Origin of the sequence: Mesorhizobium cantuariense (assembly GCF_042647205.1) — a bacterium.
Classification (GTDB): Bacteria; Pseudomonadota; Alphaproteobacteria; order Rhizobiales; family Rhizobiaceae; genus Mesorhizobium; species Mesorhizobium cantuariense.
The window spans coordinates 4,500,135-4,522,749 of the sequence record NZ_JBHRVD010000001.1; the positions used below are offsets into that span (position 1 = coordinate 4,500,135).

The 22,615-nt window shown below is 65.2% G+C and carries 22 protein-coding genes; 10 read left to right on the plus strand and 12 right to left on the minus strand.

The features are described from left to right. Positions 1-9 precede the first annotated feature (9 nt). Positions 10-1,056 carry a glutathione synthetase gene (locus ACFOJ9_RS21850; protein ID WP_378981205.1) on the plus strand — a complete coding sequence of 349 codons (1,047 nt, stop codon included), beginning with the start codon at positions 10-12 and terminating at the stop codon, positions 1,054-1,056. A gap of 207 nt (positions 1,057-1,263) precedes the next feature. Here ACFOJ9_RS21850 and ACFOJ9_RS21855 read toward each other — a convergent pair whose 3' ends face one another. Beyond that, on the minus strand, positions 1,264-2,769 hold the full coding sequence (locus ACFOJ9_RS21855; protein WP_378981207.1) for a helicase HerA domain-containing protein: 1,506 nt from the start codon (positions 2,767-2,769) through the stop codon (positions 1,264-1,266). Positions 2,770-3,079: 310 nt separating this feature from the next. After that, on the minus strand, positions 3,080-3,739 hold the full coding sequence (locus ACFOJ9_RS21860; protein WP_378987942.1) for a glutathione S-transferase family protein: 660 nt from the start codon (positions 3,737-3,739) through the stop codon (positions 3,080-3,082). Positions 3,740-3,952: 213 nt separating this feature from the next. Here ACFOJ9_RS21860 and ACFOJ9_RS21865 point away from each other — a divergent pair, with 213 nt between their 5' ends. Continuing rightward, positions 3,953-4,258, plus strand: a complete 306-nt coding sequence (locus tag ACFOJ9_RS21865; protein WP_378981209.1) for a hypothetical protein — start codon at positions 3,953-3,955, stop codon at positions 4,256-4,258. Between the two features lie 26 nt (positions 4,259-4,284). Here ACFOJ9_RS21865 and ACFOJ9_RS21870 read toward each other — a convergent pair whose 3' ends face one another. Further along, the gene (locus tag ACFOJ9_RS21870) at positions 4,285-5,034 is read right to left on the minus strand and encodes a GntR family transcriptional regulator (protein ID WP_378981211.1); all 750 of its coding nucleotides are present in this window, start codon (positions 5,032-5,034) and stop codon (positions 4,285-4,287) included. A 101-nt stretch (positions 5,035-5,135) separates the two neighbouring features. Between ACFOJ9_RS21870 and ACFOJ9_RS21875 the strand changes: the two genes are divergently transcribed. Continuing rightward, on the plus strand, positions 5,136-5,681 hold the full coding sequence (locus ACFOJ9_RS21875) for an autotransporter (protein WP_378981213.1): 546 nt from the start codon (positions 5,136-5,138) through the stop codon (positions 5,679-5,681). Between the two features lie 50 nt (positions 5,682-5,731). Here ACFOJ9_RS21875 and ACFOJ9_RS21880 read toward each other — a convergent pair whose 3' ends face one another. The 3 genes from ACFOJ9_RS21880 to ACFOJ9_RS21890 all read right to left on the minus strand — a co-directional run bounded on the left by ACFOJ9_RS21880 (position 5,732) and on the right by ACFOJ9_RS21890 (position 8,616). Then, positions 5,732-6,562, minus strand: a complete 831-nt coding sequence (locus ACFOJ9_RS21880) for an aldo/keto reductase (RefSeq protein ID WP_378987945.1) — start codon at positions 6,560-6,562, stop codon at positions 5,732-5,734. Between the two features lie 164 nt (positions 6,563-6,726). Beyond that, the gene (locus ACFOJ9_RS21885) at positions 6,727-7,359 is read right to left on the minus strand and encodes a Vgb family protein (RefSeq protein ID WP_378981215.1); all 633 of its coding nucleotides are present in this window, start codon (positions 7,357-7,359) and stop codon (positions 6,727-6,729) included. A 36-nt stretch (positions 7,360-7,395) separates the two neighbouring features. Beyond that, positions 7,396-8,616: a helix-turn-helix domain-containing protein gene (locus ACFOJ9_RS21890; protein WP_378981217.1), complete on the minus strand. Its 1,221-nt coding sequence runs from the start codon at positions 8,614-8,616 to the stop codon at positions 7,396-7,398. A 329-nt stretch (positions 8,617-8,945) separates the two neighbouring features. On the opposite strand from ACFOJ9_RS21890, the gene ACFOJ9_RS21895 reads away from it, so the two are divergent. The 4 genes from ACFOJ9_RS21895 to ACFOJ9_RS21910 all read left to right on the plus strand — a co-directional run bounded on the left by ACFOJ9_RS21895 (position 8,946) and on the right by ACFOJ9_RS21910 (position 11,718). Further along, positions 8,946-9,695 carry a DUF899 domain-containing protein gene (locus tag ACFOJ9_RS21895; protein WP_378981219.1) on the plus strand — a complete coding sequence of 250 codons (750 nt, stop codon included), beginning with the start codon at positions 8,946-8,948 and terminating at the stop codon, positions 9,693-9,695. 127 nt (positions 9,696-9,822) lie between these two features. After that, on the plus strand, positions 9,823-10,086 hold the full coding sequence (locus ACFOJ9_RS21900) for a hypothetical protein (protein WP_378987948.1): 264 nt from the start codon (positions 9,823-9,825) through the stop codon (positions 10,084-10,086). Between the two features lie 49 nt (positions 10,087-10,135). Beyond that, on the plus strand, positions 10,136-11,140 hold the full coding sequence (locus ACFOJ9_RS21905; RefSeq protein WP_378981220.1) for a zinc-dependent alcohol dehydrogenase family protein: 1,005 nt from the start codon (positions 10,136-10,138) through the stop codon (positions 11,138-11,140). 194 nt (positions 11,141-11,334) lie between these two features. Next, on the plus strand, positions 11,335-11,718 hold the full coding sequence (locus ACFOJ9_RS21910) for a VOC family protein (protein WP_378987951.1): 384 nt from the start codon (positions 11,335-11,337) through the stop codon (positions 11,716-11,718). A gap of 88 nt (positions 11,719-11,806) precedes the next feature. Here the strand turns inward: ACFOJ9_RS21910 and ACFOJ9_RS21915 are convergent, their stop codons facing one another. Next, on the minus strand, positions 11,807-12,415 hold the full coding sequence (locus ACFOJ9_RS21915) for a TetR/AcrR family transcriptional regulator (RefSeq protein WP_378981221.1): 609 nt from the start codon (positions 12,413-12,415) through the stop codon (positions 11,807-11,809). Positions 12,416-12,798: 383 nt separating this feature from the next. On the opposite strand from ACFOJ9_RS21915, the gene ACFOJ9_RS21920 reads away from it, so the two are divergent. From ACFOJ9_RS21920 to ACFOJ9_RS21930, 3 genes are read left to right on the plus strand one after another with little or no spacing between them, the layout of a single operon-like run. Further along, the gene (locus ACFOJ9_RS21920) at positions 12,799-13,272 is read left to right on the plus strand and encodes a (2Fe-2S)-binding protein (RefSeq protein ID WP_378981223.1); all 474 of its coding nucleotides are present in this window, start codon (positions 12,799-12,801) and stop codon (positions 13,270-13,272) included. Further along, positions 13,269-14,252, plus strand: coding sequence for an FAD binding domain-containing protein (locus ACFOJ9_RS21925; protein WP_378981225.1), 984 nt, complete (start codon positions 13,269-13,271; stop codon positions 14,250-14,252). Before ACFOJ9_RS21920 ends, ACFOJ9_RS21925 begins: the two co-directional genes overlap by 4 nt. Next, on the plus strand, positions 14,249-16,546 hold the full coding sequence (locus ACFOJ9_RS21930) for a xanthine dehydrogenase family protein molybdopterin-binding subunit (protein ID WP_378981227.1): 2,298 nt from the start codon (positions 14,249-14,251) through the stop codon (positions 16,544-16,546). Before ACFOJ9_RS21925 ends, ACFOJ9_RS21930 begins: the two co-directional genes overlap by 4 nt. A 156-nt stretch (positions 16,547-16,702) precedes the next feature. On the opposite strand, the gene ACFOJ9_RS21935 is transcribed toward ACFOJ9_RS21930, so the two are convergent. The 5 genes from ACFOJ9_RS21935 to ACFOJ9_RS21955 form a co-directional block, all read right to left on the minus strand. Next, positions 16,703-17,413 (minus strand): outer membrane protein, encoded by a 711-nt coding sequence (locus tag ACFOJ9_RS21935; RefSeq protein ID WP_378981229.1) that lies wholly within the window; start codon positions 17,411-17,413, stop codon positions 16,703-16,705. Positions 17,414-17,634: 221 nt separating this feature from the next. Next, positions 17,635-18,594, minus strand: a complete 960-nt coding sequence (locus tag ACFOJ9_RS21940; RefSeq protein ID WP_378981231.1) for an AraC family transcriptional regulator — start codon at positions 18,592-18,594, stop codon at positions 17,635-17,637. Between the two features lie 210 nt (positions 18,595-18,804). Continuing rightward, positions 18,805-19,686: an EamA family transporter gene (locus ACFOJ9_RS21945; protein WP_378981233.1), complete on the minus strand. Its 882-nt coding sequence runs from the start codon at positions 19,684-19,686 to the stop codon at positions 18,805-18,807. Between the two features lie 181 nt (positions 19,687-19,867). Beyond that, the gene (locus tag ACFOJ9_RS21950; protein WP_378981235.1) at positions 19,868-20,950 is read right to left on the minus strand and encodes a histidine kinase dimerization/phosphoacceptor domain -containing protein; all 1,083 of its coding nucleotides are present in this window, start codon (positions 20,948-20,950) and stop codon (positions 19,868-19,870) included. Positions 20,951-21,118: 168 nt separating this feature from the next. After that, the gene (locus ACFOJ9_RS21955; protein ID WP_378981237.1) at positions 21,119-22,609 is read right to left on the minus strand and encodes an efflux transporter outer membrane subunit; all 1,491 of its coding nucleotides are present in this window, start codon (positions 22,607-22,609) and stop codon (positions 21,119-21,121) included. Positions 22,610-22,615 lie beyond the last annotated feature (6 nt).

Below are 22,615 nucleotides of genomic sequence, written 5' to 3' on the forward strand. Positions count from 1 at the left end.
GGCTCCTGAATGCGCATTGCCTTCTTTGTCAATTCCATTGAGAGCGAGACGCCCGGCTACACGACGACGGCGTTGGCGCTCGCTGCAGTCCAGCGCGGCCATTCTGTTGTTTATGTCGAGCCAGGCGACTTCATACTGCGTGCCGATGACGGTCTGGCCGTCAGCGTCGCGGTTCTGCCGGATGCTCCCTACAAGACATCAGACAGGCTGCATGCTGCCCTGAAGGACGCCGCGAAGCAGAAAAAGACCTTGGCGATCGGCGATGTCGACATCGTGTTTCTGCGCAACGACCCGTCGCTGGACATCACCGATCGACCATGGGCCGCCAATGCAGGTATCATGTTCGGGCGGCTGGCGGCGGAACGCGGCGTGATTGTCGTCAACGATCCGGACGGCCTGGGGCAGGCACAGAGCAAGCTCTACCTTCAATCTTTCCCAGAGGCGGTCAGACCAGCGACCTTGATATCGCGCAGTATTACCGAGATCCGCGCATTCATCGACAAACACCCGAAGGGCTGCATCGTCAAACCCCTGCAAGGGTCGGGTGGCAAGAACGTCTTCCATATTGCGACGCCTGCCGATACCAACGTCAACCAGATTTTCGAGGCCGCCAGCGGTGCCGGCTACCTTATCGCGCAGGCCTACATTCCGGAGGCCAAGGCCGGCGACGTGCGTCTTTTCCTGATGAACGGCCTGCCGCTGATGCGCGACGGCGCTTATGCCGCCTTCCGCCGCGTCCCAGCCAAGGGCGACGTCCGCTCCAACATCCACGCCGCCGGAACCGCCCGCAAGGTCAAGGTGACGGACACGATGTTGGCCATTGCCGAGATGGTGCGCCCCAAATTGATCAGCGACGGCATGTTTCTGGTTGGGCTCGACATCGTCGGCGACAAACTTCTGGAAATCAACGTCTTCACGCCAGGCGGGCTGACCCGGCTCGCCGCCATGTACACGACGGATTTTGCCGCAAGTGTCGTCGTTTCGCTGGAGGGGAAGCTGAAGCTTCGCCAAGCCTATGGAAAGACCATACCGAATTCGCAGTTGGCGACGCTTTGATCATCTCCACTGACGAGGCGCCGCAAAGGTCGGCTCTTGGCACAAAACAGACACGGTCATCGATTCGGTGGCGGCGATACGCTTACCCTGACCGGTGTCACCGCGATCGACCTGGCGGCTGGGTGTCGGGTCGACGTCGTGCGCGCATGCCGAGGCGAGCGCATCCAAGGCGGCTTCTAACCCCCACAGCGCCCTATCCGCCTCGCCTCACAGCGCCAGGCTCCCCTGCTCAACCTCCTCGGCGTTGGGGTCGCCAGGGGCCGTGGCCCAGGCCAGCTCGACCAGCGTCACGGTGCGCCGGCCTACCCCGTCGAGCTGGCAGACGATGAGGCCCTGCTCCTCGATATAGGTCAAGAGGCGCCGGGCGCGGCGCAGCGAGTGCGAGCCATAGGCGCGGGCGATCGCCGCGTCGCTGGGACACGGCCAGCCCTCCTTCGCGGCCCGCGCGATCATCATGAACACGCCCTGCATGTCGTCGGGCAGCAACGAGGCGCGTACCGAGACGTCCTGCCAGGCGTCATCGCCGGCCGCCATGTCGGAGCCGAGGCCGGCGCGGGCGCGCGTCAGCATGCGGCGGAACTCGGCCAGGTCGGGGACGACCGAGGCGAGGCCCTCGATGCGGCAGCGCACCACGAACTCCTGATAGAGCACGCCGATCACGCGAAAACCCGCGTCGGGTTGCGCAAGGATGGCGCGCAGCACACGGTCGACGCGCTCGCGGCGCTCCGCCAGATCCTCGGCGCTGATTTGCGGCTCGACCGGTTCGGGGCGAATTTCCAGCGCCGCCGACTTCGCCGCCATCAATTGATCGAGCAGGTCCGGCGATGCCGTCCGGCGCTGAGGCCGCGAGATCTCGGGCGGCGGAGCGGCCAGGATGATGGCGCGTGCATCCTCCAGCACCGCCTCCGGCAGCGGCATCAGCCGCGGCGTGCCGTTGCGCGGGCTTGTGTCGGTCGGGCCGATGCGCAGCCCCAGCGGGCGGCGCGACAGCGCCGGGCCGAGCGCCATGAACTGCCCGCGTTCCAGGTCGCGGAACGCCTCCGCCTGGCGCCGTTCCATGCCAAGCAGATCGGCGGCGCGCGCCATGTCGATGTCGAGAAAGGTGCGGCCCATGAGGAAATTGGACGCTTCCGCAGCGACGTTCTTGGCGAGCTTGGCCAACCGCTGGGTGGCGATGATGCCGGCAAGCCCGCGCTTGCGGCCACGGCACATCAGATTGGTCATGGCGCCGAGCGAAAGTTTGCGCGCCTCGTCGGAAACCTCGCCGGCGACAGCCGGCGCGAACAGCTGCGCTTCGTCCACCACCACCAGCATCGGATACCAGTGGTCGCGGGCGACCTCGAACAGCCCGCCGAGGAAGGCGGCGGCACGCCGCATCTGGTTCTCGGCGTCGAGCCCTTCGAGATTGAGCACGGTGGAGACACGGTGGATGCGCGCCCGCTCGCCGGCCGCCTGCAGGCCACGCTCCGTATGCTCCTCGGCATCGATCACCAGATGGCCGTAACGGTCGCCCAGCGAAACGAAGTCGCCTTCGGGATCGATGATGGTCTGCTGCACCCAGGGCGCGCTCTGCTCCAAAAGCCGCCGCAGCAGATGCGACTTGCCGGAGCCGGAATTGCCCTGCACCAAAAGGCGCGTCGCCAGCAGTTCCTCGAGGTCCAGCTTCGCCGGGGCGCCTGCGGTCGTGTGTCCCATCTCGATCGCAACGGTCATCTCGACTCAGGCGCTCCTTTCGCAGACGGGCTTATCAACCCGATCCCGGCCCGTCGAGCACACATGGCCGGCAGTTCCGCGTTGCGCACAGCTGTCCTGACGCCGTCTGCCGGGTGAACCCTGTGGATAGTAACCAGTCGTTCACCATGCGCCGGCGTTCCGATTGCGGACGCCCCGCATCCGCTTAGCCTGACCTTGCATCGCGTCCCCAACGTGGTGCGTCCCAAACGCCCCCAATGGCGGCCGGCGTTTTCAAGTTTCTGTCGCAGTATATGTCGGTCGCCACCTTCGCCGCTCACCGCACCCGGCTTCAGCGTCCGCTCACGCCGACCTGACCCGGCACCGCCGGCAGTGCGGGCGCATCGAGCCCGTCGAACGGATCGCGCCAGGCATCGATCGCTTCGAGCCGGCGGTACCAGCTGGCGATCCGGGGATAATCGCCGAGCGGCAGACCTGCGGCATCGTTGAAGGGCAGAAACGTCGCCATGCGGAAATCGGCATAGGAAACCGAATTGCCGACCAGCCATTGCCGGTCCGCAAGGGCTGCATCGAGGATCGCGGCCGTCGTGTGGAACAGTTTCAGGCCCTCCTCGACCAAGTCATGATCGATCGGGCCGATATGATAGCGCTGCTTGGTGCCGCGCTCGAAATGCACCATGTCGCAGGCCCTGGCGAAATTCTCCTTGCCCCAGCTCAGCCAGCGGATCATCTCGGGCTCGTCGTCGCTGTTGCGCCAGAAATCCGAGTGCATGTCACGCGACAGCCGGCAGGCTATGGCGTCGGCCTCCCACAGGCTACCGCCCAGCCACGCCAGAATGGGCAGGGAGAGGTTGGGATTGAGCGGCCGGTATCGCTCGGCCTGCCCCGGCGCGAACGGTGACGCGAATTCGAACTCCACCTTCGCGTTGAGATGACGCGCCACCGCGACCGCCAGGCGCGGATTGGGATTGCGGCTGAAGTATAGTTTCATGTTCACGCCAGCCGGCATTGGTTCGACCTTGTCATCCATCATCGTCTCCTTCCTTTGTCCCCGCTGCAACGCGCCATGCCAAGGACGAATGCGCTCGGTCTGATCCGACAAACAATCAATCCTGGGGCAGTGCGGCAAGACTCCGGGTTGACCGGCTCCGGACGCGAGACGACTATCCGGTTTCGAAGCAATGTATCTTGCGGAGGAATTGCGATGGACGAACCCGAACGGTGGCGACATATGTCGACGGCGCCGAGGGATGGCAGCCGGATCCTTGTCACGGTGCGCCCGACCGAACAGGGGCCGGCGGAAGTCGACCTCGCCTATTGGTCGCGCGCCGACCAGTTCGCCTCGGAAGGCTGGCGCGCATCGGACTCCTCGCCGGGGCGGGTCATCGAATACGCCGACCCGGAACTGAAATGCTGGATGCCGTTGCCGACGGCCAACCTCAGCCGCGCATCCATGCCCGCCCCCTGGGAGGGCGACGACGCCCAGCAGCTCGACGGCTCGGGGATTTAAGGCGCGGCAGCTTTGTCGGCTCGCCCTTAAGCGAAATCTTGCAGATTGGCTTCCTGAAGCTTGGCGCCCGCAAGCAGGGTTTCCAGCACCTGCTTCTTGAGCGTGAGGCACTGCGAGCGGGCGAGCTTGACGATGCCGGAAACCTCGCTCACCTCGCAGGCGTGAACCAGTTCCTTTTGCTGGCCGATGATCAGCTGCGTGAAATCGCGCGACCTGAATCCGAGGTGTAGCACCCTCTCCGACTGGTCGAGTATCTGCCCCAGAAGCTGCGCCAGGCGGGAATTTCCCGAAAGTTCCGCCAGGGCCAGACGAAAGGCACGATCGGCCGCCATGAATGCGACATGGCTGCGCAGCGTCTCCGGCTTCAGCACCTTCCTGGCAGCCTGCCTGACATCCTCGAGCCCCCGCTCGGTGAGGCCGGACGCGGCCACCCTGAACACCTCAGGCTCGATCAGAGCGCGGACATCGAAGATCTCGGTGACATCGCGCAGCGTCAGTGGCGTGATGACATAGCCACGGCGCGGCTCGCTCCTGACCAGCCCTTCCTGCATCAGCCGCGTCAGCGCCGCGCGGATCGTCGCCTTTCGGATCTGGTATCGATCGCCTATCTGCTTTTCCGTCAGCGTTTCACCGGGGCGCAGTAGGCAGGCGACGATGTCGCTCTTCACCTGCTCGTAGGCCTGCTCGCTGCGCAGCAGGTCGGCGGTCGATGGCGCCGCGGCCGCGCCGGCGGACAGGGCGTGTTTCGGCGATGCGGTTGTGACGCGAGGAGTCATGCTTGTTCCGTTCTGGCGATCCGGTTGACGATGCCATCGGCATTGATTAGCCTGAGCATCTCAGATCAATCGCTTGGACATCTCAAAAGGGATAACTGGCAATGGCTATTCCCGTTGACTCGCCTCTCTACGCGGTTGTCGATGATATCGTCAACGCCGCCGGAAGTCCCGATCCCCTAGCACGCACAAGGGCGGTGTTGGGCGAGCACACCAACCGCCTTCACGCCCTTGGGGCGCTCGTCCATGAAGAAGAGGACGACGAGGTGCTTCTCCATGCAAGCGCGAATTTGACGATCTATCACATCACGCTGTCGCCCGGCCTGCAGTACCCGCCCCACAACCATTTGATGGATGCCTTGATCGGCATCTACAGGGGCGGCGAGACAAACTTCATCTATCCCGATGCCGCAAGCGCGCTCGATGCTCCGCGAAGGCAGGACTCCACCGCGCCCGCCGTGCTGCACCTGCCCCCTCGCACCGTGCATTCGGTCGCCAACACCGGCGGCGCGCGGTCGGGCGCGCTTCATGTCTATCTGGGCAATCTGCCGGCGACCCACCGACAGCTCTGGGACCTTCAGAGCAATCAGGCCGAGCCCTTCGACAATGATCGCTATCTGGCCGGCGCCCAGCCCATCGGGCAGTCCTGACCGGCGCGCCCGCCTTACCTCTCCCACGGGGAGAAAAGGGGCGCCTCTCCTCAGAACAGGAACGATGCCGTGGCGGGGTTCGGCCCGTTGCGGCCGTCGGCCGAATCCATGCCCCGGATCGTCTGCAGGTCCTGCGCATCGAGCTCGAAATCGAAGACATCGAAATTGGCTGATATGCGGTCCTGACGGATCGATTTTGGAATGACGATCAGCCCCTCCTGAATATGCCAGCGGATGATCGTCTGGGCGACGGACTTGCCATGCTTTTTGGCGATGCCTGCGAGGGTCGGATCGCCGAGCAGCCGGCCGCTGCCCAGCGGGCTCCAGCTTTCGATACGTATGTCGTGCTTGGCGTGAAACTCCCTGAGGTCGCGCTGCTGGAAACGAGGATGCAGCTCGATCTGGTTGACGACGGGCGTCACGCCGGTTTCGGCGATGATCCGCTCCAGATGGTCCTGGTTGAAATTCGAAACGCCGATCGACTTGATGCGGCCGCCTTGCCTGAGTTCGACCAGCGTCTTCCAGGCCTCGGCATATTTGTCCTGGCTGGGCACCGGCCAGTGGATCAGGAACAGGTCGAGCTGCTCGATGCCGAGCTTGCCCATCGTCTCGTCGAAGGCGCGCAAAGCCGCGTCGCGCTGGTGCGCACCGTTGCGCAGTTTCGAGGTGATGAACAGCTCGCCGCGCGGCACGCCGGCGTTGCGGATCGCCTCTCCGACCCCCTCCTCGTTCTGGTAGCCTTCGGCGGTGTCGATCAGGCGATAGCCGGCCTCGATGCCCCAACCCACCACGTCGGCGGTGATATCCTGGTCGACCTGCCATACGCCAAGGCCGAGTTGGGGAATGGCGGAGCCGTCGTTCAACGCAATCTGTGCGGGCATGGCGGGCTGTTCGGGCATGGGGGGGATCCTTTGCAAAGCGGGTCCGGGCGGTCTGCCCGGTGCACAGCCTATCTAGGTTCGACAGGGCGCGACGACCAGCCGACAGCGGACAAATTGCCGTGTGAAGTGCGCCTGCAAGTGTGATCTCGGCGTCGGCCGCGGCCTCACCGCGGCCGACGCACCGCCCGCACCACCCCGGCGGATGTGCTGCCGCAGTAGAGGCGGTCGCCGCCATCGGATTCAAGCCCCGACACGCCCATGCCGGCCGGCATGTCGAGCTTCTCCAGAACCTTGCCCGACTGCGGGTCGACGCGGCGCAGGTCGCTCTGCTCGCCTTCCCAGGTGGCGTGCCACAGCTCGCCGTCGACCCATGTCACCCCGGTGACGAAGCGGTTGGATTCGATGGTGCGCAGGATGGCCCCTGTCTCCGGGTCGATCTGGTGGATCTTGCGCTCGCGGTATTGCCCGACCCAGAGCGTCCCTTCGGCCCAGGTGAGCCCGGAATCGCCGCCGCCACCCGGCGCCGGAATGGTCGCCAGCACCTGGCCGGTACCAGGGTCGATCTTCTGTATCAGGTCGTTGGCAAGTTGGAAGAAATGCTGGCCGTCGTAGGCGGTCCCGGCATGCGCCGCGACGTCGATCGAGCGCAGCGCCTGCCCGCTTTCCGGATCGAAAGCGTTCAGCTTCTCACCCGAGGCAAACCAGACGCTGTTGCCATCAAAGCTCACCCCATGCACCCTCTCCACATCGGCAAAGGGTCCGTATTCGCGCAGGATTTCGGCTGCTGACTGTTTCATGTCTTTGTCCTCACTGAGATGGTCTGATGTCCCTTACTAACCACTCGGCAGTGGCGCCGGGAGTAACAAGGTGGTCGTGAATCCGGCCACCGGCGGCGTCATCCAGCGGCGCGCCCGGCCGTGACCGAAAAACTGCACCTTGCCGGCCTCGCCAAGCTGCTCCAGCGCCCGCTGCACGCTGCGCTGGCCGGTGCCAAGCGCCAGCGCCAGCGCAGAGGACGCCCAGGATTCACCATCGGCAAGGAAGGCCAGCACCGCCGCGTGCCGCTCCTCGATCGGCCGCGCCAGCACCAGCACCTCGCGCGCCTGGCGCGGTGCCAGCGCGAAGCCTTGGCTGGTCGCGCCGATATCGGCCAGCCCGCGCAATTCGGCGCGCAGCCGGCCGATCTCGACCCTGAGCCGCGCCCGATGCGATTCATCGGCGTGCCTGCCGCCGAAGGCTTCAGCGATGAGCCTCGCCCTCGACACATCGCCTGGCCACGCTTCGGCGAGCGCGCGTGCCAGCGCAAACAGCACCGGGCGCGTTGCCAGCGAGACCGTGATTTCCTGCCTGCGCACGACATAACGGAAACTATCGACCAGCAGCGCCGGCGACGCCTGCAACGCCTCGACCTCCTCGAGCAGCACGGGGCGCTGCTCGCCACTCGCGATCAGCCGCGCGGCTGGCGTGTCCAGCGCCAGGAATGCGCTGTCGACCTCCGCGATCAGGCCCGCAATGCCGGCCCGGCGGGCGGCGTGGCGTGCCCACTCCAACGCCCTGCGCGCTGGCTTCGTCTTGAGGCGCCGCATCGCGATGCCGGCGACGGCGAGCTCATGCGCGGCGCGCGAGGCCGGCGGAAGCGGTGCTGGGTCGAGCCCGGCAAGCACGTCTTCGGCCTCGTCGAGACGGCCGATCAAAAGCAGGCGCCGCACCTTGAGGTGGCCGGCATGCGCGGCGTTCAGCCGGTCGTCATGCTTTTCCAGCGTCGCCCGCGCCGCGTCCAAAGCCTTGGCGGGCCATCCCAGGTCACGCGAGACCAGCGCGATCTCCGCCTCGGCGACGACGCATCTGGCACGCGCCACCGCCTCTTTCGGACCGAAGCCACGCGCGGCCCGCCGCAGCAGCGCCTTGGCGCGATCGAGATCACCGAGCTGCGCCATCGCGATGCCGCGCAGCGCCAGTGCCGGCGGGTCTTCGCGCAAGGCGACGCGATCGAGCGCGCCGAGCGGATCGCCCCCGGCCAGCGCCAGTGCCGCCGCGGTGATCAGCGAGTCCATTCAAATCCCGTCACACTTGTAACTCCCACCCCGCGCCTCACCGCCCTAACTTAAGCCAGCACCATCAACCAGCAAGCCGTGCCGGCAACCAACGGCACGCCAACGGAGAAGAAGATGCCCAGTTCAGCCGATCTACCCCTCGACGCGACAATCGACACGGCCAGGCACGCCGGGCGAATCCGCCACCCCTGCTGCGGCGGGCCTGGCGATTCAAATCCCGTCACATCTGTAACTCCCACCGCTGCGCCTGACCGCCCTACCCTAGCTCACGACCAGCAAGCAGCAACACGTCGCAACAGTGCGGCGGCAAACTGACAAGGAGACGACCAATGACCAAGCACACCGCGATGAAGACCCCGCCGATCGTTTCAAGGCAAGACTGGGAAGCCGCCCGCGAACAGATGCTGGTGAAGGAGAAGGCAACGCTGCGCGCCAAGGATGCATTGGCCGCCGAGCGCCGGCGCATGCCGTGGATGGAAGTCGACAAGGCCTATGTGTTCGAAGGGCCGAACGGCAGAGCGAGCCTGCTCGACCTGTTCGAGGGCCGCCGCCAGCTGATCGTCTACCGCGCCTTCTTCGAGCCCGGCGTGTTCGGCTGGCCCGAGCACGCTTGCCGCGGCTGCTCGCTCGGCGCCGATCAGGTCGGCCACCTCGCCCATCTCAACGCCCGCAACACCACGCTTGCCTACGCCTCGCGTGCCCCGCAGGCCGATATTGCCCGGCTGAAGCAGCGGATGGGCTGGGAGATGCCCTGGTACACCATCACCGACAGTTTCGACAAAGACTTCGGCGTCGACGAATGGCACGGCCACAACGTCTTCATCCGTGATGGCGACAAGATCTTCCGCACCTATTTCATCAACAGCCGCGGCGACGAGCAGATGGGCACTGTCTGGAGCTATCTCGACGCGACACCGCTCGGCCGCCAGGAGATCTGGGAAGACTCGCCCGAAGGCTATCCGCAGACCCCGCTCTACTCCTGGTGGAACTGGCACGACAATTACGACGCTGGGGCCGACAAGACATGGGAACAAGTGTCGGCTGCCGGCGAAGCGGCTTTCCGCGACAAGGGCGAGTAGCAGGGACCTGGCGGGAAAGGGTGGCGCGCCCGTCCAGCTTGGATTTCCTCTCCCTCACGGAGCGGGGGAGAGGAACCGAAGTCCTGTTCTCGGCTCCGCCATGACCATCAAGGAAAAGACAAAGACCATGAGCGATATCCATTCTCGCGCCGGAGGCGTGTCCTCCGAAAACATCGATGCGTCCTCCCTCGGCATCACCGACTGGCTGTGCCTCGCCGCCGCACCGACCTTTGCCCTGATGGCGCTGCTCTCCTGTCTTCAGGGTGGCGATGCGGCCATGCTGTGCATGGGCTCCTCGCCACTCACCGGAATGCCGGCGATGTATCTGCTGATGAGCGCCTTCCATCTGGTGCCCTGGCTGCGGGTGATTTCCGGCCGGCAGGCCCGATAGGTCCAGCACACCGCCCCAATTTAGACACCCCACACATCGGAGAAAGACAATGAGACTGGTCAGGCTGAGAGCGCCGGGCGGCTTGGGCAATCTCGACCTCGTCGAGGAAGATCCGCCCCAGCCAGGGCCGGGTGAAGTGCTGGTCAGGATCCGGGCCTGCGCCTTGAACCTGCGTGACGATTTCGCGGTGCACGGCAAGACCCCATTCGCTGACGGCCGCGTTCCGCTGTCCGATGGCGCGGGCGAGGTGATTGCCGTCGGCGGCGATGTCGATGCGTTCAAGCCCGGGGACAGCGTCGTCAGCGTTTTCTACCCCTGGTGGCTGGACGGTGACATGACGCCCTCGACCCGGCGCGACATTCCGGGGGAAAGTTTTGACGGCTTCGCCAGCGAGTATGTCTGCATGCCGGCGCACGCTTTCACCAGGGCACCGGCAGGCTATACGCATGTCGAGGCGGCGACGCTCACCTGCACCGGTGTCACCGCCTGGCGGGGCCTGGTTGTGTGCGGCAAGGTGAAGCCCGGCGACACCGTGCTGGTCCTCGGCACGGGCAGCGTATCGCTGTTCGCGCTGCAATTCGCCAAGGCAGCCGGCGCCCGGGTCATCGCCACGTCATCCGACGAGCGGAAGCTGGAGAGGCTTAAGCGCCTCGGCGCCGACACCGTCATCAACTACAATTCCGTGCCGGACTGGGGCCAAAAGGTCCGAGATTTGACGGACGGACGTGGCGTCGATCACGTGATTGAGGTCGGCGGACCCGCCACGCTGGCGCAGTCTATCAAAGCCTGCAGGACGGGCGGCCACATCGCCCTGATCGGCGTCCTGACCGGCTTTGCGGCGGAAGTGTCGATCCCGGCCCTGTTTTCAAACCAGATCCGCATCAGCGGAATTTCCATCGGCAGCAGGGCCGATCAGGAGGACATGATCCGGGCGATAGAGGCTATCAGGCTGAAGCCGGTTGTCGACCGCCATTTCCCGCTGCAGGACATCGCCACCGCCTTCGCGCACTACGAATCCCAGAAGCATTTCGGCAAGGTCTGCCTCGAAGTTTGAGTGCTCCCCCAGGCGCCAGCAGCCCGAAGCGGCATGCACGCCAGATTTTTCGTGCGTGTCGCCAGCGCGGCTGACACCTGGCGGAATCGTCGAGCCGCTCTAACTATGCCTACGCTTGACTGACAAGCGCAACAGCCATGGAAAACGCCGAGCGTTCACCCCCGTCCCGGCGGCTCCAACATCGGGAGGCAGGAATGTCGGAAACCACGGTCAATGTGCGCTACATGGTCGACGATGTCGAAGCGGCCATCGAATGGTATGGCAAACATCTGGGCTTTTCGCTTCTCTCCAAGCATGCGCCCGCCTTCGCGGACGTCGAGCGCGGATCGTTGCGGCTCTTGCTCAGCGGGCCGACCAGCTCCGCCGGACGGCCGATGCCCGACGGCGAACAACCACGGCCTGGTGGCTGGAATCGCATTCACCTTCTCGTCGACGACATATCGGCCGAGGTGTCCCGCCTGCGCGCCGCCGGAGTGTCGTTCCGCAACGATATCGTGACCGGCCCCGGCGGATCGCAAATCCTGTTGGTGGACCCTTCCGGAAATCTCGTCGAGCTGTTCCAGCCGGCTGGCCGCTGAAGTTCCGCTTCGATCGCCAGGCACGATTCGGGATCGGCTCGGAGCGTTGTTGCGGCCGCTCTGGAGCACGGCCGGAATCCGGTCGCCCTCACCGTGCCTTTACAGCCCCGAACCGCAACCCGTCCATCAACAGCTTGACCAGCCGGCGCGAGCGGTCGCGCCATTCCGGGGTGTCGGGTGCGGAGTAGATGCCTGACAGCGCGTGCAGCACGTCGGACGCATCGACGTCGCCGCGAATGGTGCCGTCGGCCACCGCTGCCTCGACCAGCTGCCGCAAGGCCTGCGACACCCGGCCCGACGTGTCTGAAAACAGCGTCGAATTGGTGGTGAGCAGGATGCGCAGGCTGGTCGCCAGGCCGCGCTTGGTGGCGATGTAGTCGACGAAGCGCTGCATCCACTGTTCCAGCGCGACATCGGACGGATGTTTTTGGGCGAGTTCGCCGGCGGCCGCGCACAGCCCCTCCGCCTCACGCCGATAGACCACCTCGACCAGATGTTCGCGCGTCGGGAAATGCCTGTAGAGCGTGCCTATGCCGACGCCGGCGCGGCGCGCGATCTCCTCCAGCGAAGCATCGATGCCGCGCTCAGCAAACACGGCGGCGGCCACCTCGACCAGCCGGTCGCGGTTGCGCTGCGCATCGGCGCGCAACGGCTTTGCCTCTGCGGCCTGTTCAGCGACGGACGGCTCGGTGGCCAATTTTTTTTCTCCACATCAAATTCGGGGCTTGAACCCGGCCGGGTCAACCCCCACGTAATAAACGGAGGCGCCTCCGCTTTAGTGGAGTACCTTTATCATATAAGAAGGTGAACCGGTATGTCACGTCTTTCGAAGCTGCAAGATTACTGGAGGCTGGCGAAGGCGGCGCAGAGCGTTATCTCCCCCCTCGAGGGGGAGATGTCGCCGAAGGCGACAGAGGGGGTCGGTTCGACTGGGCGCGACCTCTTGCGACTGCTGAAGGCTAGCGCTCCAGGTCAGGCGACCCCCTCTGCCCTGCCGGGCATCTCCCCCTCGAGGGGGGAGATTAGCCATCGCCTTGCCGTCCCTTCCCCTCAGCGTCAAGCAACTGGAGCCAGACGCCCATGACCAAAATCCCCGTTCATCTCGATATCAACGGCCACCATCACGAACTGCAACTTGAGCCGCGCGTCACGCTGCTCGACGCCTTGCGCGACCGGCTTGGGCTGACCGGCACCAAAAAAGGCTGCGACCACGGCCAGTGCGGCGCCTGCACGGTGCATGTCGACGGCGAACGCGTGCTGGCCTGCCTGACGCTGGCCGCACAAGTCGAGGGCCGCACCGTCACCAGCATAGAGGGGCTTGCACGGGAGGGCGAAATGCATCCCGTGCAGGCTGCCTTCCTCGAACAGGACGCCTTCCAGTGCGGCTATTGCACACCTGGCCAGATCATGTCGGCGGTCGCCTGCATCCGCGAGGGCCATGCCGGCTCCGACGAAGAAATCCGCGAATACATGGCCGGCAATCTCTGCCGCTGCGGCGCCTATCCGCACATCGTCGCAGCCGTTCGCCAGGCAGCCCTGGAGGTCCAGTCATGAGGGATTTTTCCTATCTGCGCGCCAATTCGCTTGATGCGGCAAGGCAGGCGGCCGCCCTGCCCGGTGCCATGCTGCTCGCCGGCGGCACCACGCTGATCGATCTCGCCAAATGCGGCGTCGCCGAGCCCGAGACGCTGGTCGACATCACCCATCTCAAGGGGCTGAACAGCATCGAGGTGAGCGAGCGCGGCGCCACCATCGGCGCGCTGGCCAGGATGGGCCATGTCGCCGACCATGCCGGCATCAAGAGCCGCTTCCCCGCCGTTTCGGAAGCCCTGTGGCAGGCGGCCTCGGCACAAATCCGCAACATGGCGACCATCGGTGGCAATCTGATGCAGCGCACACGCTGCCCCTATTTCCGCGACCCGGCGAATTTCCCTGCCTGCAACAAACGGGAACCCGGCAGTGGTTGTTCGGCCATCGGCGGCGTCACAAGGGGACACGCCGTGCTCGGCGCCAGCGACGCCTGCATCGCCATGTATCCCGGCGATCTCGCGGTGGCGCTGGTCGCCTTCGATGCGATCGTGCATCTGGGCGCGCGCCAGGTTTCGGTGGACGACTTTTTCCTGCTGCCTGGCACCACGCCGGACAAGGAACATGCGATCGAACCGGGCGAGGTGATCACCGCGATCGAGATCCCCGGCTCACCCTCTGCCCGGCGTTCGACCTATCTGAAGATCCGCGACCGGCAATCCTATGAGTTTGCCGCCGCAAGTGCTGCCGTCGGCATCGAGTTCGAGGCCGACGGCCGCACCATCCGCGACCTGCGCGTGGCGCTCGGCGGCGTTGCGACAAAGCCATGGCGGGCGCGGGCCGTCGAGGCGGCCTTGATAGGCAAGGTGCTGGAGCCGGATGCTGTCCGGGCCGCCAGCCTGCTCGCCGTCCAAGGCGCCGTCGACCATGGCGCCAACCACTACAAGATCGAACTGGCGCCGCGCGTCGTCGCCCGCGCCATCCTCAAATTGGGAGAGACGGCATGACCGTTCACAACATCAGACATGGCGACGCGTCCGATGGCGCTTTTGCCGAAGCCGTCGGCGGCCGGTTGTCGCGCGTCGACGGCCCGGCCAAGATCACAGGTGCGGCCAAATACGCCGTCGAGCAGCAGCTCGAAGGCCTCGCCTACGCCGTGCTGGTCGAAAGCACGATTGCATCGGGCAAGGTGCGCGCGATCGACACCACTGCCGCTGAAGCGGCGCCCGGCGTGCTGCAAGTGCTGACGCCGGACACCATCATCAGCCTCAGGACCGCGGCGGACTGGTTCGGCACGCCGCCGCCCGACAAACCCTATTGCCCGCTCGCGCGCGACATCACGTTCTCGGGTCAACATGTCGCTGCCGTGGTCGCCGAGACCTTCGAACAGGCGGTTGCTGCGGCCGCACTGGTCAAGGTCAGCTATGACGAGACACCTTCGATTGTCGACCTCAGCGATGCCAAGGCCGGCGACGGCATTCCGATCGACGCCATGACCAAGGAGTGGGGCGATGCGCAAGCCGCCTTTGCCTCGGCTCCGGTCCGCATCTGCGCCGCCTACAACACGCCGCGCGAATACCAGGCGCCGATGGAGCCGCATGGCCTGATCGCGCGCTGGGAAGGCGATCAGCTCACCGTTTGGGAGCCGAGCCAATGGCTGGACGGCATGGCGCGCACCTATGCCGAATGGTTCGGCGTGCCGTTCGAGAATGTGCGGCTGATCTCGCCCTATATAGGCGGTGGCTTCGGCTCCAAGGCGCTGGCGCTCAGCCATGGCGCGGTGGCCGCGTGTGCCGCCAAAATGCTCGGCCGGCCGGTGCGGCTGGTGATGACGCGGCCGCAGACCTTCACCGGTTACGGTGGCCGCGCGGCGACGCGCCAGACGGTGACGATCGGCGCCGACCGGCAAGGAAACATCCAGTCGATCGTGCATCGCGGCGTCAATGAAACGTCGATCGACGGCATGTGGGTCGAGCCGCTCGGATCGGTCACCTCGATCATGTACGCGACGCCGAATTTCTCCTCGAAGCAGAATGTCGTGCGGGTCAATTCCGTGGTGCCGGGCGCCATGCGCGCGCCGGGCGAAAACCCCTCGGCCTTCGGCATCGAAAGCGCCATAGACGAGCTCGCCTACGAGGTCGGCATCGATCCGCTGGAGATCCGGCTCCGAAACTATGCCGAGCAGGATCCGGAGGCGAAAAAAGCCTGGTCGACCAGGCAGTTGCGCGAGGCTTTTGCCGCAGGCGCCGAGCGCTTCGGCTGGGCCAGGCGCACGCCCGAACCCCGCTCGATGCGCGACGGCAACCAGCTGATCGGCTGGGGCGTCGCGGCCGGCACCTATCCGGTGCGGCGCGCCTATGGCGAAGCGATCATGCGCATCCTCGCCGATGGCTCCGTCGAGGTCGAAAGCTCGTCGATCGACATGGGCCAGGGCACCTACACCATCCTGGCGCAGACAGCCGCCGAAACGGTCGGCGTGCCGGCTGACGACGTGGTGGTGAAGCTCGGCGACTCGCGCTTTCCCCGCGCCGGCGTCGCCGGCGGCTCACGGCTGGCCGGCGTCATGACCGGTGCGGTCTACAAGGCGGCGACCTCGGCGCTCGACCAGCTGATCGGGCTGGCGATCAGCGATCCGCGCTCGCCCTTCCACACGCTGCAGGCCAACACGCTGGTGGTGAGCAACGGCCGCATCGCCTCGCCGCGCGGCGACGGCCCCGATATCTCCATTGCCGAACTGCTCAAAAGCGTCGGCCGCGACCACATCGAGGCCACCGGCGACACCATGCCGGCCAATTCGACGCCAGAGGACCGCTACAAGAACTATACCACCATCGCCATGGCGCTGCCGCACACCGAGGGCGACTATTCCCGCCACTCCTGGTGCGCGCATTTCATCGAGGTGCGCGTCGACGAAGATTTCGGCACGGTGCGCGTCTCACGCGTGGTGTCAGCGCTGGATTCCGGCCGCCTTTACAACCCGAAACTCGCCGAAAGCCAGTGGAAGGGCGGCATCATCATGGGCATCGGCCAGGCGCTGCTCGAAGAAGGCATCGTCGACCGCCGCCATGGCCGCATCGTCAACAACAACCTCGCCGACTATCTCGTGCCGACCAATGCCGACATCCCCGACATCGAGGTGATCTCGGTCGGCATCCCCGACCTGCATTCGTCGGTGCTCGGCGGCAAGGGTGTCGGCGAACTGGCGATCGTCGGCGTCGCACCGGCAATCGCCAACGCGGTGTTTCACGCCACGGGAAAACGCGTGCGGGATTTGCCGATCACGCTGGAGAAGTTGATCTGAAGAGTGGCTGATCTCCCACTCGAGGGAAGATGTCGCCAAAGGCAACAGAGGGGGTCGTCGCGTGTAGAGCGCCGACCCCGTCTGCGGCAGCAGGCCGAGCCCCGCCGCCCCCTGGCCTGCCGGCCATCTCCCGAGGGAGATTTGTAGCACCAGCAATCAGAACTTGTAGCTGAGTCCGACCCGGATATCCTGTGTCTGGAGATCGACATGGGTTTCCGTGGGCAGACCGGCTGCCACCGAGAGGTCCTGGCTGCCGAAGTCTGAGTAGCGATATTCGGCCCGGGCGATCCACCTGTCGGTGAAGGCGTGCTCGATACCGGCGCCAACGGTCCAGCCGACATGGCTGTCGCTGTGAAGCGTTATTTCGGCGGCGGGGCCGCCGGCGCTGACCGCAATCAATTCATACTTGGCCGCCGCAACGCCGGCGGTAATGAAAGGCAGAGTGCGATCGAAAGCATAGCCGGCCCGCAGCCGTGCCGACCCAGACCACTTCAGTTCGCTCTTGAGCAACGTGGTGACACCACCGCCGCCGGCGTCGAGGGCCGTCAGCCCATCTATATTGCTGTACGCAATGTCGACCTCGGCGCCGATCACGAAGCTGTTCTCCATCTGGTAATTGGCGCCGATATGGACGCCGCCGATAAATCCGTTCGGATCGGTGGAGACATCGAGGTCTGTGGCCCCGCCCAGTCCGGCGCCTGCGATGAACAGATTGGATTTTCCGGCTGCGTAGCCGATATCGACGCCGGCATAGAGGCCGGACCAGTCGTAGGAGGAGGCAACAGGCGAAACCTCATTGATATCAGCCGCGCATGCCATACCGAGCGGCGCGAGGATGAAGGCCGTGGCGAGAAGAAGAGTTTTCATTGTTGTCTGCTGCCCCATGTTGCGTTCTCCGCCGCACAAATGACCTGCGGAGATTCAGCTGTTGTCGAGAAATCCGGTGTTGCATTGTCCGCCGGCCGCGTCTTGGGCTGGGCCGCACCCGAATTGTCCGGGAAAGCACCACAGCGCATTCCCGATAGGTGTGGCCATTCAGCCTCAGTCGATTGGCGCCGTGCAGCCGGCGGGGTCAGCGGCCGGCGAAACTACCTGGCGCCGCCCGGCGTCGAACCGAAGCGGCGGCGGAAGCAGCGGTTGAAATAGGACACGTCGGAGAAGCCGCTGAGCAGCGCGATCTCGCTGATCCGCATGCGGTCGTTGCGCCTATCGGACAGCATCCGATGGGCCCTCTGCAGGCGCAGCTCGAGAATGCGCTCGGCGAAACTCACTCCGGTTTCCTGCAGCAGGTCATGGACATAGCGCACGGAGAGCCGCAATTGCCCGGCAACGCTCTGCGCCGAAATGGCGGGATCGGCGAAATTGTCCCGCATCTTTTGCAGTATGGCCTGCAGCCTTGCCGCGCGCAGGCCGCGCAGGCCCGCCAGTTCGGCGGCCTCGCCCTTGGCGCCGGTCGCAAGGCCGATCAGGTCGACGATCGTTTCGGTGGCATGACTGACGAGATCGGGCGAGAGCAAGGCGGGACCTGCTTCGAGAAAGCTGCAATAGCGCTTGAGCATGTCGAGCGCCTCATTGTCGGCACCGATGGTCAACGCCAGCCGGTCCTCGACATGCGTGAAGGCATTCTCCAGAACGACGCGCGGGAGCACCACATTGGCCCAGACATTGTTATCGCCGCCGGTCATCTGCAACGCTTCCGAAGCCGAGACGAGTGCTGCCTCGCCTTTGCTGACGTGATAGTCGCGGGCAATCTGGGTACCGCTGAGCACCGTATCGCCATTGTTGACCAGCAACAGATAGCCGTCGCGGCCGTCGGCGGCGATGTTGCTCGCCTTGCGGCTGGCATGCTTGATCGTCCCGGCCATCTGCCCCAGCACCAGCGACCCGACGGCCGTGGCTTCGATCGCGGCCTGAAACGACAGCTTCTCGGAAATCGTATATTCAACCGACCAGATTTCGGCGACGTGGATGTCCTGCCAGAGCGCGAACCGCGCGCGTTGGTCCAGATGCGGCGGCAGGTCGGCCGATGAGAAGACATTCTTTTGCAAGCAGCAACCGGCCTTTTCCACACACAGGTCTTCACTTCGACGCGCACCGTATTGGACCAGATCACGGTCTGTCCAGAGCCGGAAATACTGTTGCGCCAGGCGACAATTTCAGTGCTGTTTTAGGCAAGAATTCGCCCAAACTTCGTCGACTGACCGGCTGAATTCCAGAAATACTCGCAAATATCCATGAACCCCGCGCCCGTCCCGTCCCTACTCCGGCGACGGCACCGGTGGCTTCGAGGTAATCGCCGTGCCGAAGGCAGCGGCAATGACGGCGGCGATGCCGGCCAGTTGCGTGGCAGTCAGGCTCTCATGCAGGAACAGGAAGCCGGCCAGTGCGCCCAGTCCCGGCTCCAGGCAGGTCAGCGTGCCGTAGATGCGGGCTGGCATCCGGGTCAGCGCCACCATCTCCAGAAAGAACGGCAACGCGCTGGAGAACAGGCCGACGAGCAAGGCGCTGACCAGGATCGATGGCGCGAGCAGCGCGGTTCCCGCCTGCGCCACGCCGAAGGGCAACACCAGTACGGCGGCGATGGCCATGCCGTAGGCGGTGGTGCGGGTGCCAAGCTCCGCGCCGGCCTTCTGGGCCAGCACGATATAGAGCGCCCAGAAGCCGCCGGCCGCCAGCGCCAGCATCACCCCGATCGGATCGAGCGGCGTGAGTGAATGGACGAAGGGCGACAACAGCAGGATGCCGGCCACCGCCAGCGCGATCCAGGCAAAGTCGCTGGCGCGCCGCGAGGTCAAGGTCGCCACCAGAAGCGGGCCGGAAAACTCCAGCGCCACCGCGATGCCGAGCGGAATCCTAGCGAGCGCTGCATAGAACAGAAGGTTGAGCGCGCAAAGCGTCACCCCATAGGCGACCAGCCACGGCAAGGTGGCGCGCGAGGGCCGCATCTGCCAGGGCCGCAGCACCGCGATCAGCATCAGCGCGCCGATGACCAGCCTCAGCGTCGTCGTGCCTTGCGCGCCGATCAGCGGGAACAGACCCTTGGCGAAGGTGGCGCCGATCTGGATCGACACCATGGCGCCCATCAGCGCCGCGACCGGTAAGGACGCCGCTTCGCGACTGGCAACTGGCGTCGATGTCACTTTGGTTTTGTCCTTCCCTGCCGCCGGGTCAGGCGGCAAGGATGCGGAATACGGGCAACCGGCCCTCCTGTCGTGAGGCAGGGCGGACTTTAGGCTGGGGCAAGGGCCGGCATTGGCGGTTGGAAAGTCAGCCAAGCACTACTTACGGCCATCCGTGCCGCTTGGTTCAGGTTCATCCTGTCTACGCGGCGGCAACCGAGCGCTTGAAGACGATGGTGACCCGCGTACCCTCGCCGGCGCTCGAATTCACGTCGAATTCCGCCTTGGCATTCTCGGTCAGCGAGCGGGCGATCAGCGCGCCGAGCTTACCGGGCTTGGGCCAGGTCTCGCCTTCCGGCAGGCCGATGCCGTCATCGGCGACGACGATGCGACAGCCATCGCCGTCAACGATGCTGTGCAGCGTGATCGTGCCGTCGTCGCGCCCCTGGAAGGCATGTTTGAGCGCGTTGGTCAAAAGCTCGTTCACCACCAGCCCGGTCGGCATGGCGACGTTGATCGACACCGGATAGGTGTCCACCTTCATGTCGAGGCGGATGCCCTCGACCGCATGCGAGTTCATCACCGCCGACGCGATCTGGCTGAGATAGACACCGAGATCGACATCATCCTTGTGATCGTCGCCCGACAGCGTCTGATAGAGGATCGCCAGCGCGTCGACGCGCCCCGCCAGCCTCTCGAAACGCTTCTGATCCGACTCGGCCGCGTTGCGGGTTTCGAGGCGGATCAGCGCGGTGATCATCTGCAGATTGTTCTTCACCCGGTGCTGCAGTTCGCGCAGCAGCGTGTCCTTTTCGCGTATGTGCTCGTCGATCGAGCGCGCATCCTCGGTTTCGCCATGGGCCGAGACGTCGACCAGCGCCACCAGCCGGAAGCAAACCTTGCCATTGTCGTCCTCGATGACATTGGAATAGACATCGACGATCGCCGGTTGGTCTTCTGTTCGCTCCAGCCGGAACGTGCCGACGAAATCGGTCTCCTCGACGACGGCCTCGAAGAGCGCCCGGTCCTTCTGCTGGTGCAGGCCGGTGCCGGAAAGCGCCGCCCAGTGTTCCCGGGCGAGCCTCGCCGCCTTGAGGCCGGACAGTTTCTCGAATTCCGGGTTAGCATAGACGACGCGCTCCTTCGAACCCAGATTCGAGACGGCAATGGCGATCGGTACCTGGTCGAGGAACTTCTTGAACTGTTCGCTTTCCAGCGCGCTGGCAAGGTCCGGCGTTTCGAGCAACTGCCCGACCGCTTCGGCCTTTTGTGTGTCGGATGTCATCTGCGGCGCCTGTGCTGTGTTTGATCACCATCAATATCAGCGATGCGATCACCCCGCCATCGCCAAAGCTCGAGGCGGCATTTCACGCTCCGTCACGCGCGATGTGTCGCACGGTCTCGAAATCCGCGTAGCCGCCTCGAAACACTTGATCGAGGCCTCGGGAACCGCTCAGGAGGCCGGCTTTGACGCCAGCCTTGGACCGGTCTTGACGTCGACGATTTCCGGCTTCGCGCTGTCGACCACGCCGTCCCAGCCGCCGCCAAGCGCCTTGTTGAGAGCGATGTAGTTGGTCGCCAGCAGGACGCGGCTTTGCAGCAGCGTGTCCTCGGCCGAGTAGAGCGAGCGCTGGGCGTCGAGCACATCGAGAAGGCTGGTCTCGCCGGCCTTGTAGAGCGTGCCTTCGAGACTTGCCGCCTCGCCATAGGACTTCGCTGACGAGGCAAGCTTGCCGATCCGGATGCGCTCCTGCGACAACAGCACGAGCGCATTCTCCACATCCTCGAGCGCGGTCAGCACCGAAGACCGGTAGGCGATGAAATATTGATCGCGCTGTGCCTTGGCGACCTCGACGGCCGCCTGCAACTGGCCGGCATTGAACACCGGCACGCTGAGCGTCGGCCCGAACGACCAGCCGATCGACGAATTCTTGCCGAGGTCGCCGAGCTTCAACGCCGCCGTGCTGATGTCACCGGTCAGGCTGACCGAGGGATAGCGGGCGGCCTCGGCCTGACCGATCTTTGCGGTGTATTGCGCGTATAGCCGTTCCGCCATGCGCACATCGGGCCGCGACAGCAGGATGTCGGCGGGAATGCCGGTCGGGATCGGCAGGCGCGGCGCCGGGATCGGCGCGCTGCGCTTCAGCCGGTCGCTGAGTGCGGCCGGCGGCCGGCCGGTCAGCACAGAGAGGCGATGCACGGCTTGCGTATAGCTTGCCTCTAGCGTCGGCACCGCGGCTTCGGTGCTCGCCGCCTGCCCCATCGCCTTGGCGACATCAGCGGCGGTAGCGGTGCCCGCCAGCGCCATGGTGCGTGTCAGTTCGGCGGTCTGCCGCTGCGATGCGGCCGAGCGCCTGGCGAGCGCGATGCGGGCCTGATAACCGCGCGCCTGGGCATAGGTCGATGCGACATCGCCGACCAGCGTCAGAAGCGTCGAGCGCAGCTCCTCCTGCGAGGCATCGAGCCCATAGCGTGCGGCCTCGACGCCCCTGCGGTTGGCGCCGAACAGGTCGAGTTCCCAGCTGGCGTCGAAACCGGCCTGGTACTCGTTGTAGGTGGCGTTTGAACCTGACGTGGTCTCCGCCGACTTGTTGCGGGTGACCGAGCCAGAACCGTCCACCGAGGGCAGCAATGTGCCGGCACTCTGGCGATAGCTGGCGCGCGCCTCGCGGATCCTGGCCTTGGCGGTGGCGACGTCGAGATTGCCGGCAACCGCTTCCTCGACAAGCGTGTTCAGTTGCGGGTCGCGCAGCCGCTGCCACCATTTCGACAGTTGCGTCGACTGGGCGGGCTTTGTCTGTTTCTGGCCGCTCCAGTTCCCCGGCATCGGCAGGATGGGTGTCTGATAATCCGGACCGACCACGCATCCCGCGAGCAGGACCGTGCTGATCATAGGCGCAAGGAGCCGCCTCGCGGCCACCGAGCCACGTTCGAAACCTGTCATGGAAAG

What these genes read in the sequence shown, in the direction of transcription:
- ACFOJ9_RS21850 (WP_378981205.1), top strand. Translation starts at nt 10, where the DNA reads ATGCGCATTGCCTTCTTTGTCAATTCCATTGAGAGCGAGACGCCCGGC.
- ACFOJ9_RS21855 (WP_378981207.1), bottom strand. Translation starts at nt 2,769, where the DNA reads ATGACCGTTGCGATCGAGATGGGACACACGACCGCAGGCGCCCCGGCG.
- ACFOJ9_RS21860 (WP_378987942.1), bottom strand. Translation starts at nt 3,739, where the DNA reads ATGAAACTATACTTCAGCCGCAATCCCAATCCGCGCCTGGCGGTCGCG.
- ACFOJ9_RS21865 (WP_378981209.1), top strand. Translation starts at nt 3,953, where the DNA reads ATGGACGAACCCGAACGGTGGCGACATATGTCGACGGCGCCGAGGGAT.
- ACFOJ9_RS21870 (WP_378981211.1), bottom strand. Translation starts at nt 5,034, where the DNA reads ATGACTCCTCGCGTCACAACCGCATCGCCGAAACACGCCCTGTCCGCC.
- ACFOJ9_RS21875 (WP_378981213.1), top strand. Translation starts at nt 5,136, where the DNA reads ATGGCTATTCCCGTTGACTCGCCTCTCTACGCGGTTGTCGATGATATC.
- ACFOJ9_RS21880 (WP_378987945.1), bottom strand. Translation starts at nt 6,562, where the DNA reads ATGCCCGCACAGATTGCGTTGAACGACGGCTCCGCCATTCCCCAACTC.
- ACFOJ9_RS21885 (WP_378981215.1), bottom strand. Translation starts at nt 7,359, where the DNA reads ATGAAACAGTCAGCAGCCGAAATCCTGCGCGAATACGGACCCTTTGCC.
- ACFOJ9_RS21890 (WP_378981217.1), bottom strand. Translation starts at nt 8,616, where the DNA reads ATGGACTCGCTGATCACCGCGGCGGCACTGGCGCTGGCCGGGGGCGAT.
- ACFOJ9_RS21895 (WP_378981219.1), top strand. Translation starts at nt 8,946, where the DNA reads ATGACCAAGCACACCGCGATGAAGACCCCGCCGATCGTTTCAAGGCAA.
- ACFOJ9_RS21900 (WP_378987948.1), top strand. Translation starts at nt 9,823, where the DNA reads ATGAGCGATATCCATTCTCGCGCCGGAGGCGTGTCCTCCGAAAACATC.
- ACFOJ9_RS21905 (WP_378981220.1), top strand. Translation starts at nt 10,136, where the DNA reads ATGAGACTGGTCAGGCTGAGAGCGCCGGGCGGCTTGGGCAATCTCGAC.
- ACFOJ9_RS21910 (WP_378987951.1), top strand. Translation starts at nt 11,335, where the DNA reads ATGTCGGAAACCACGGTCAATGTGCGCTACATGGTCGACGATGTCGAA.
- ACFOJ9_RS21920 (WP_378981223.1), top strand. Translation starts at nt 12,799, where the DNA reads ATGACCAAAATCCCCGTTCATCTCGATATCAACGGCCACCATCACGAA.
- ACFOJ9_RS21925 (WP_378981225.1), top strand. Translation starts at nt 13,269, where the DNA reads ATGAGGGATTTTTCCTATCTGCGCGCCAATTCGCTTGATGCGGCAAGG.
- ACFOJ9_RS21930 (WP_378981227.1), top strand. Translation starts at nt 14,249, where the DNA reads ATGACCGTTCACAACATCAGACATGGCGACGCGTCCGATGGCGCTTTT.
- ACFOJ9_RS21935 (WP_378981229.1), bottom strand. Translation starts at nt 17,413, where the DNA reads ATGAAAACTCTTCTTCTCGCCACGGCCTTCATCCTCGCGCCGCTCGGT.
- ACFOJ9_RS21950 (WP_378981235.1), bottom strand. Translation starts at nt 20,950, where the DNA reads ATGACATCCGACACACAAAAGGCCGAAGCGGTCGGGCAGTTGCTCGAA.
- ACFOJ9_RS21955 (WP_378981237.1), bottom strand. Translation starts at nt 22,609, where the DNA reads ATGACAGGTTTCGAACGTGGCTCGGTGGCCGCGAGGCGGCTCCTTGCG.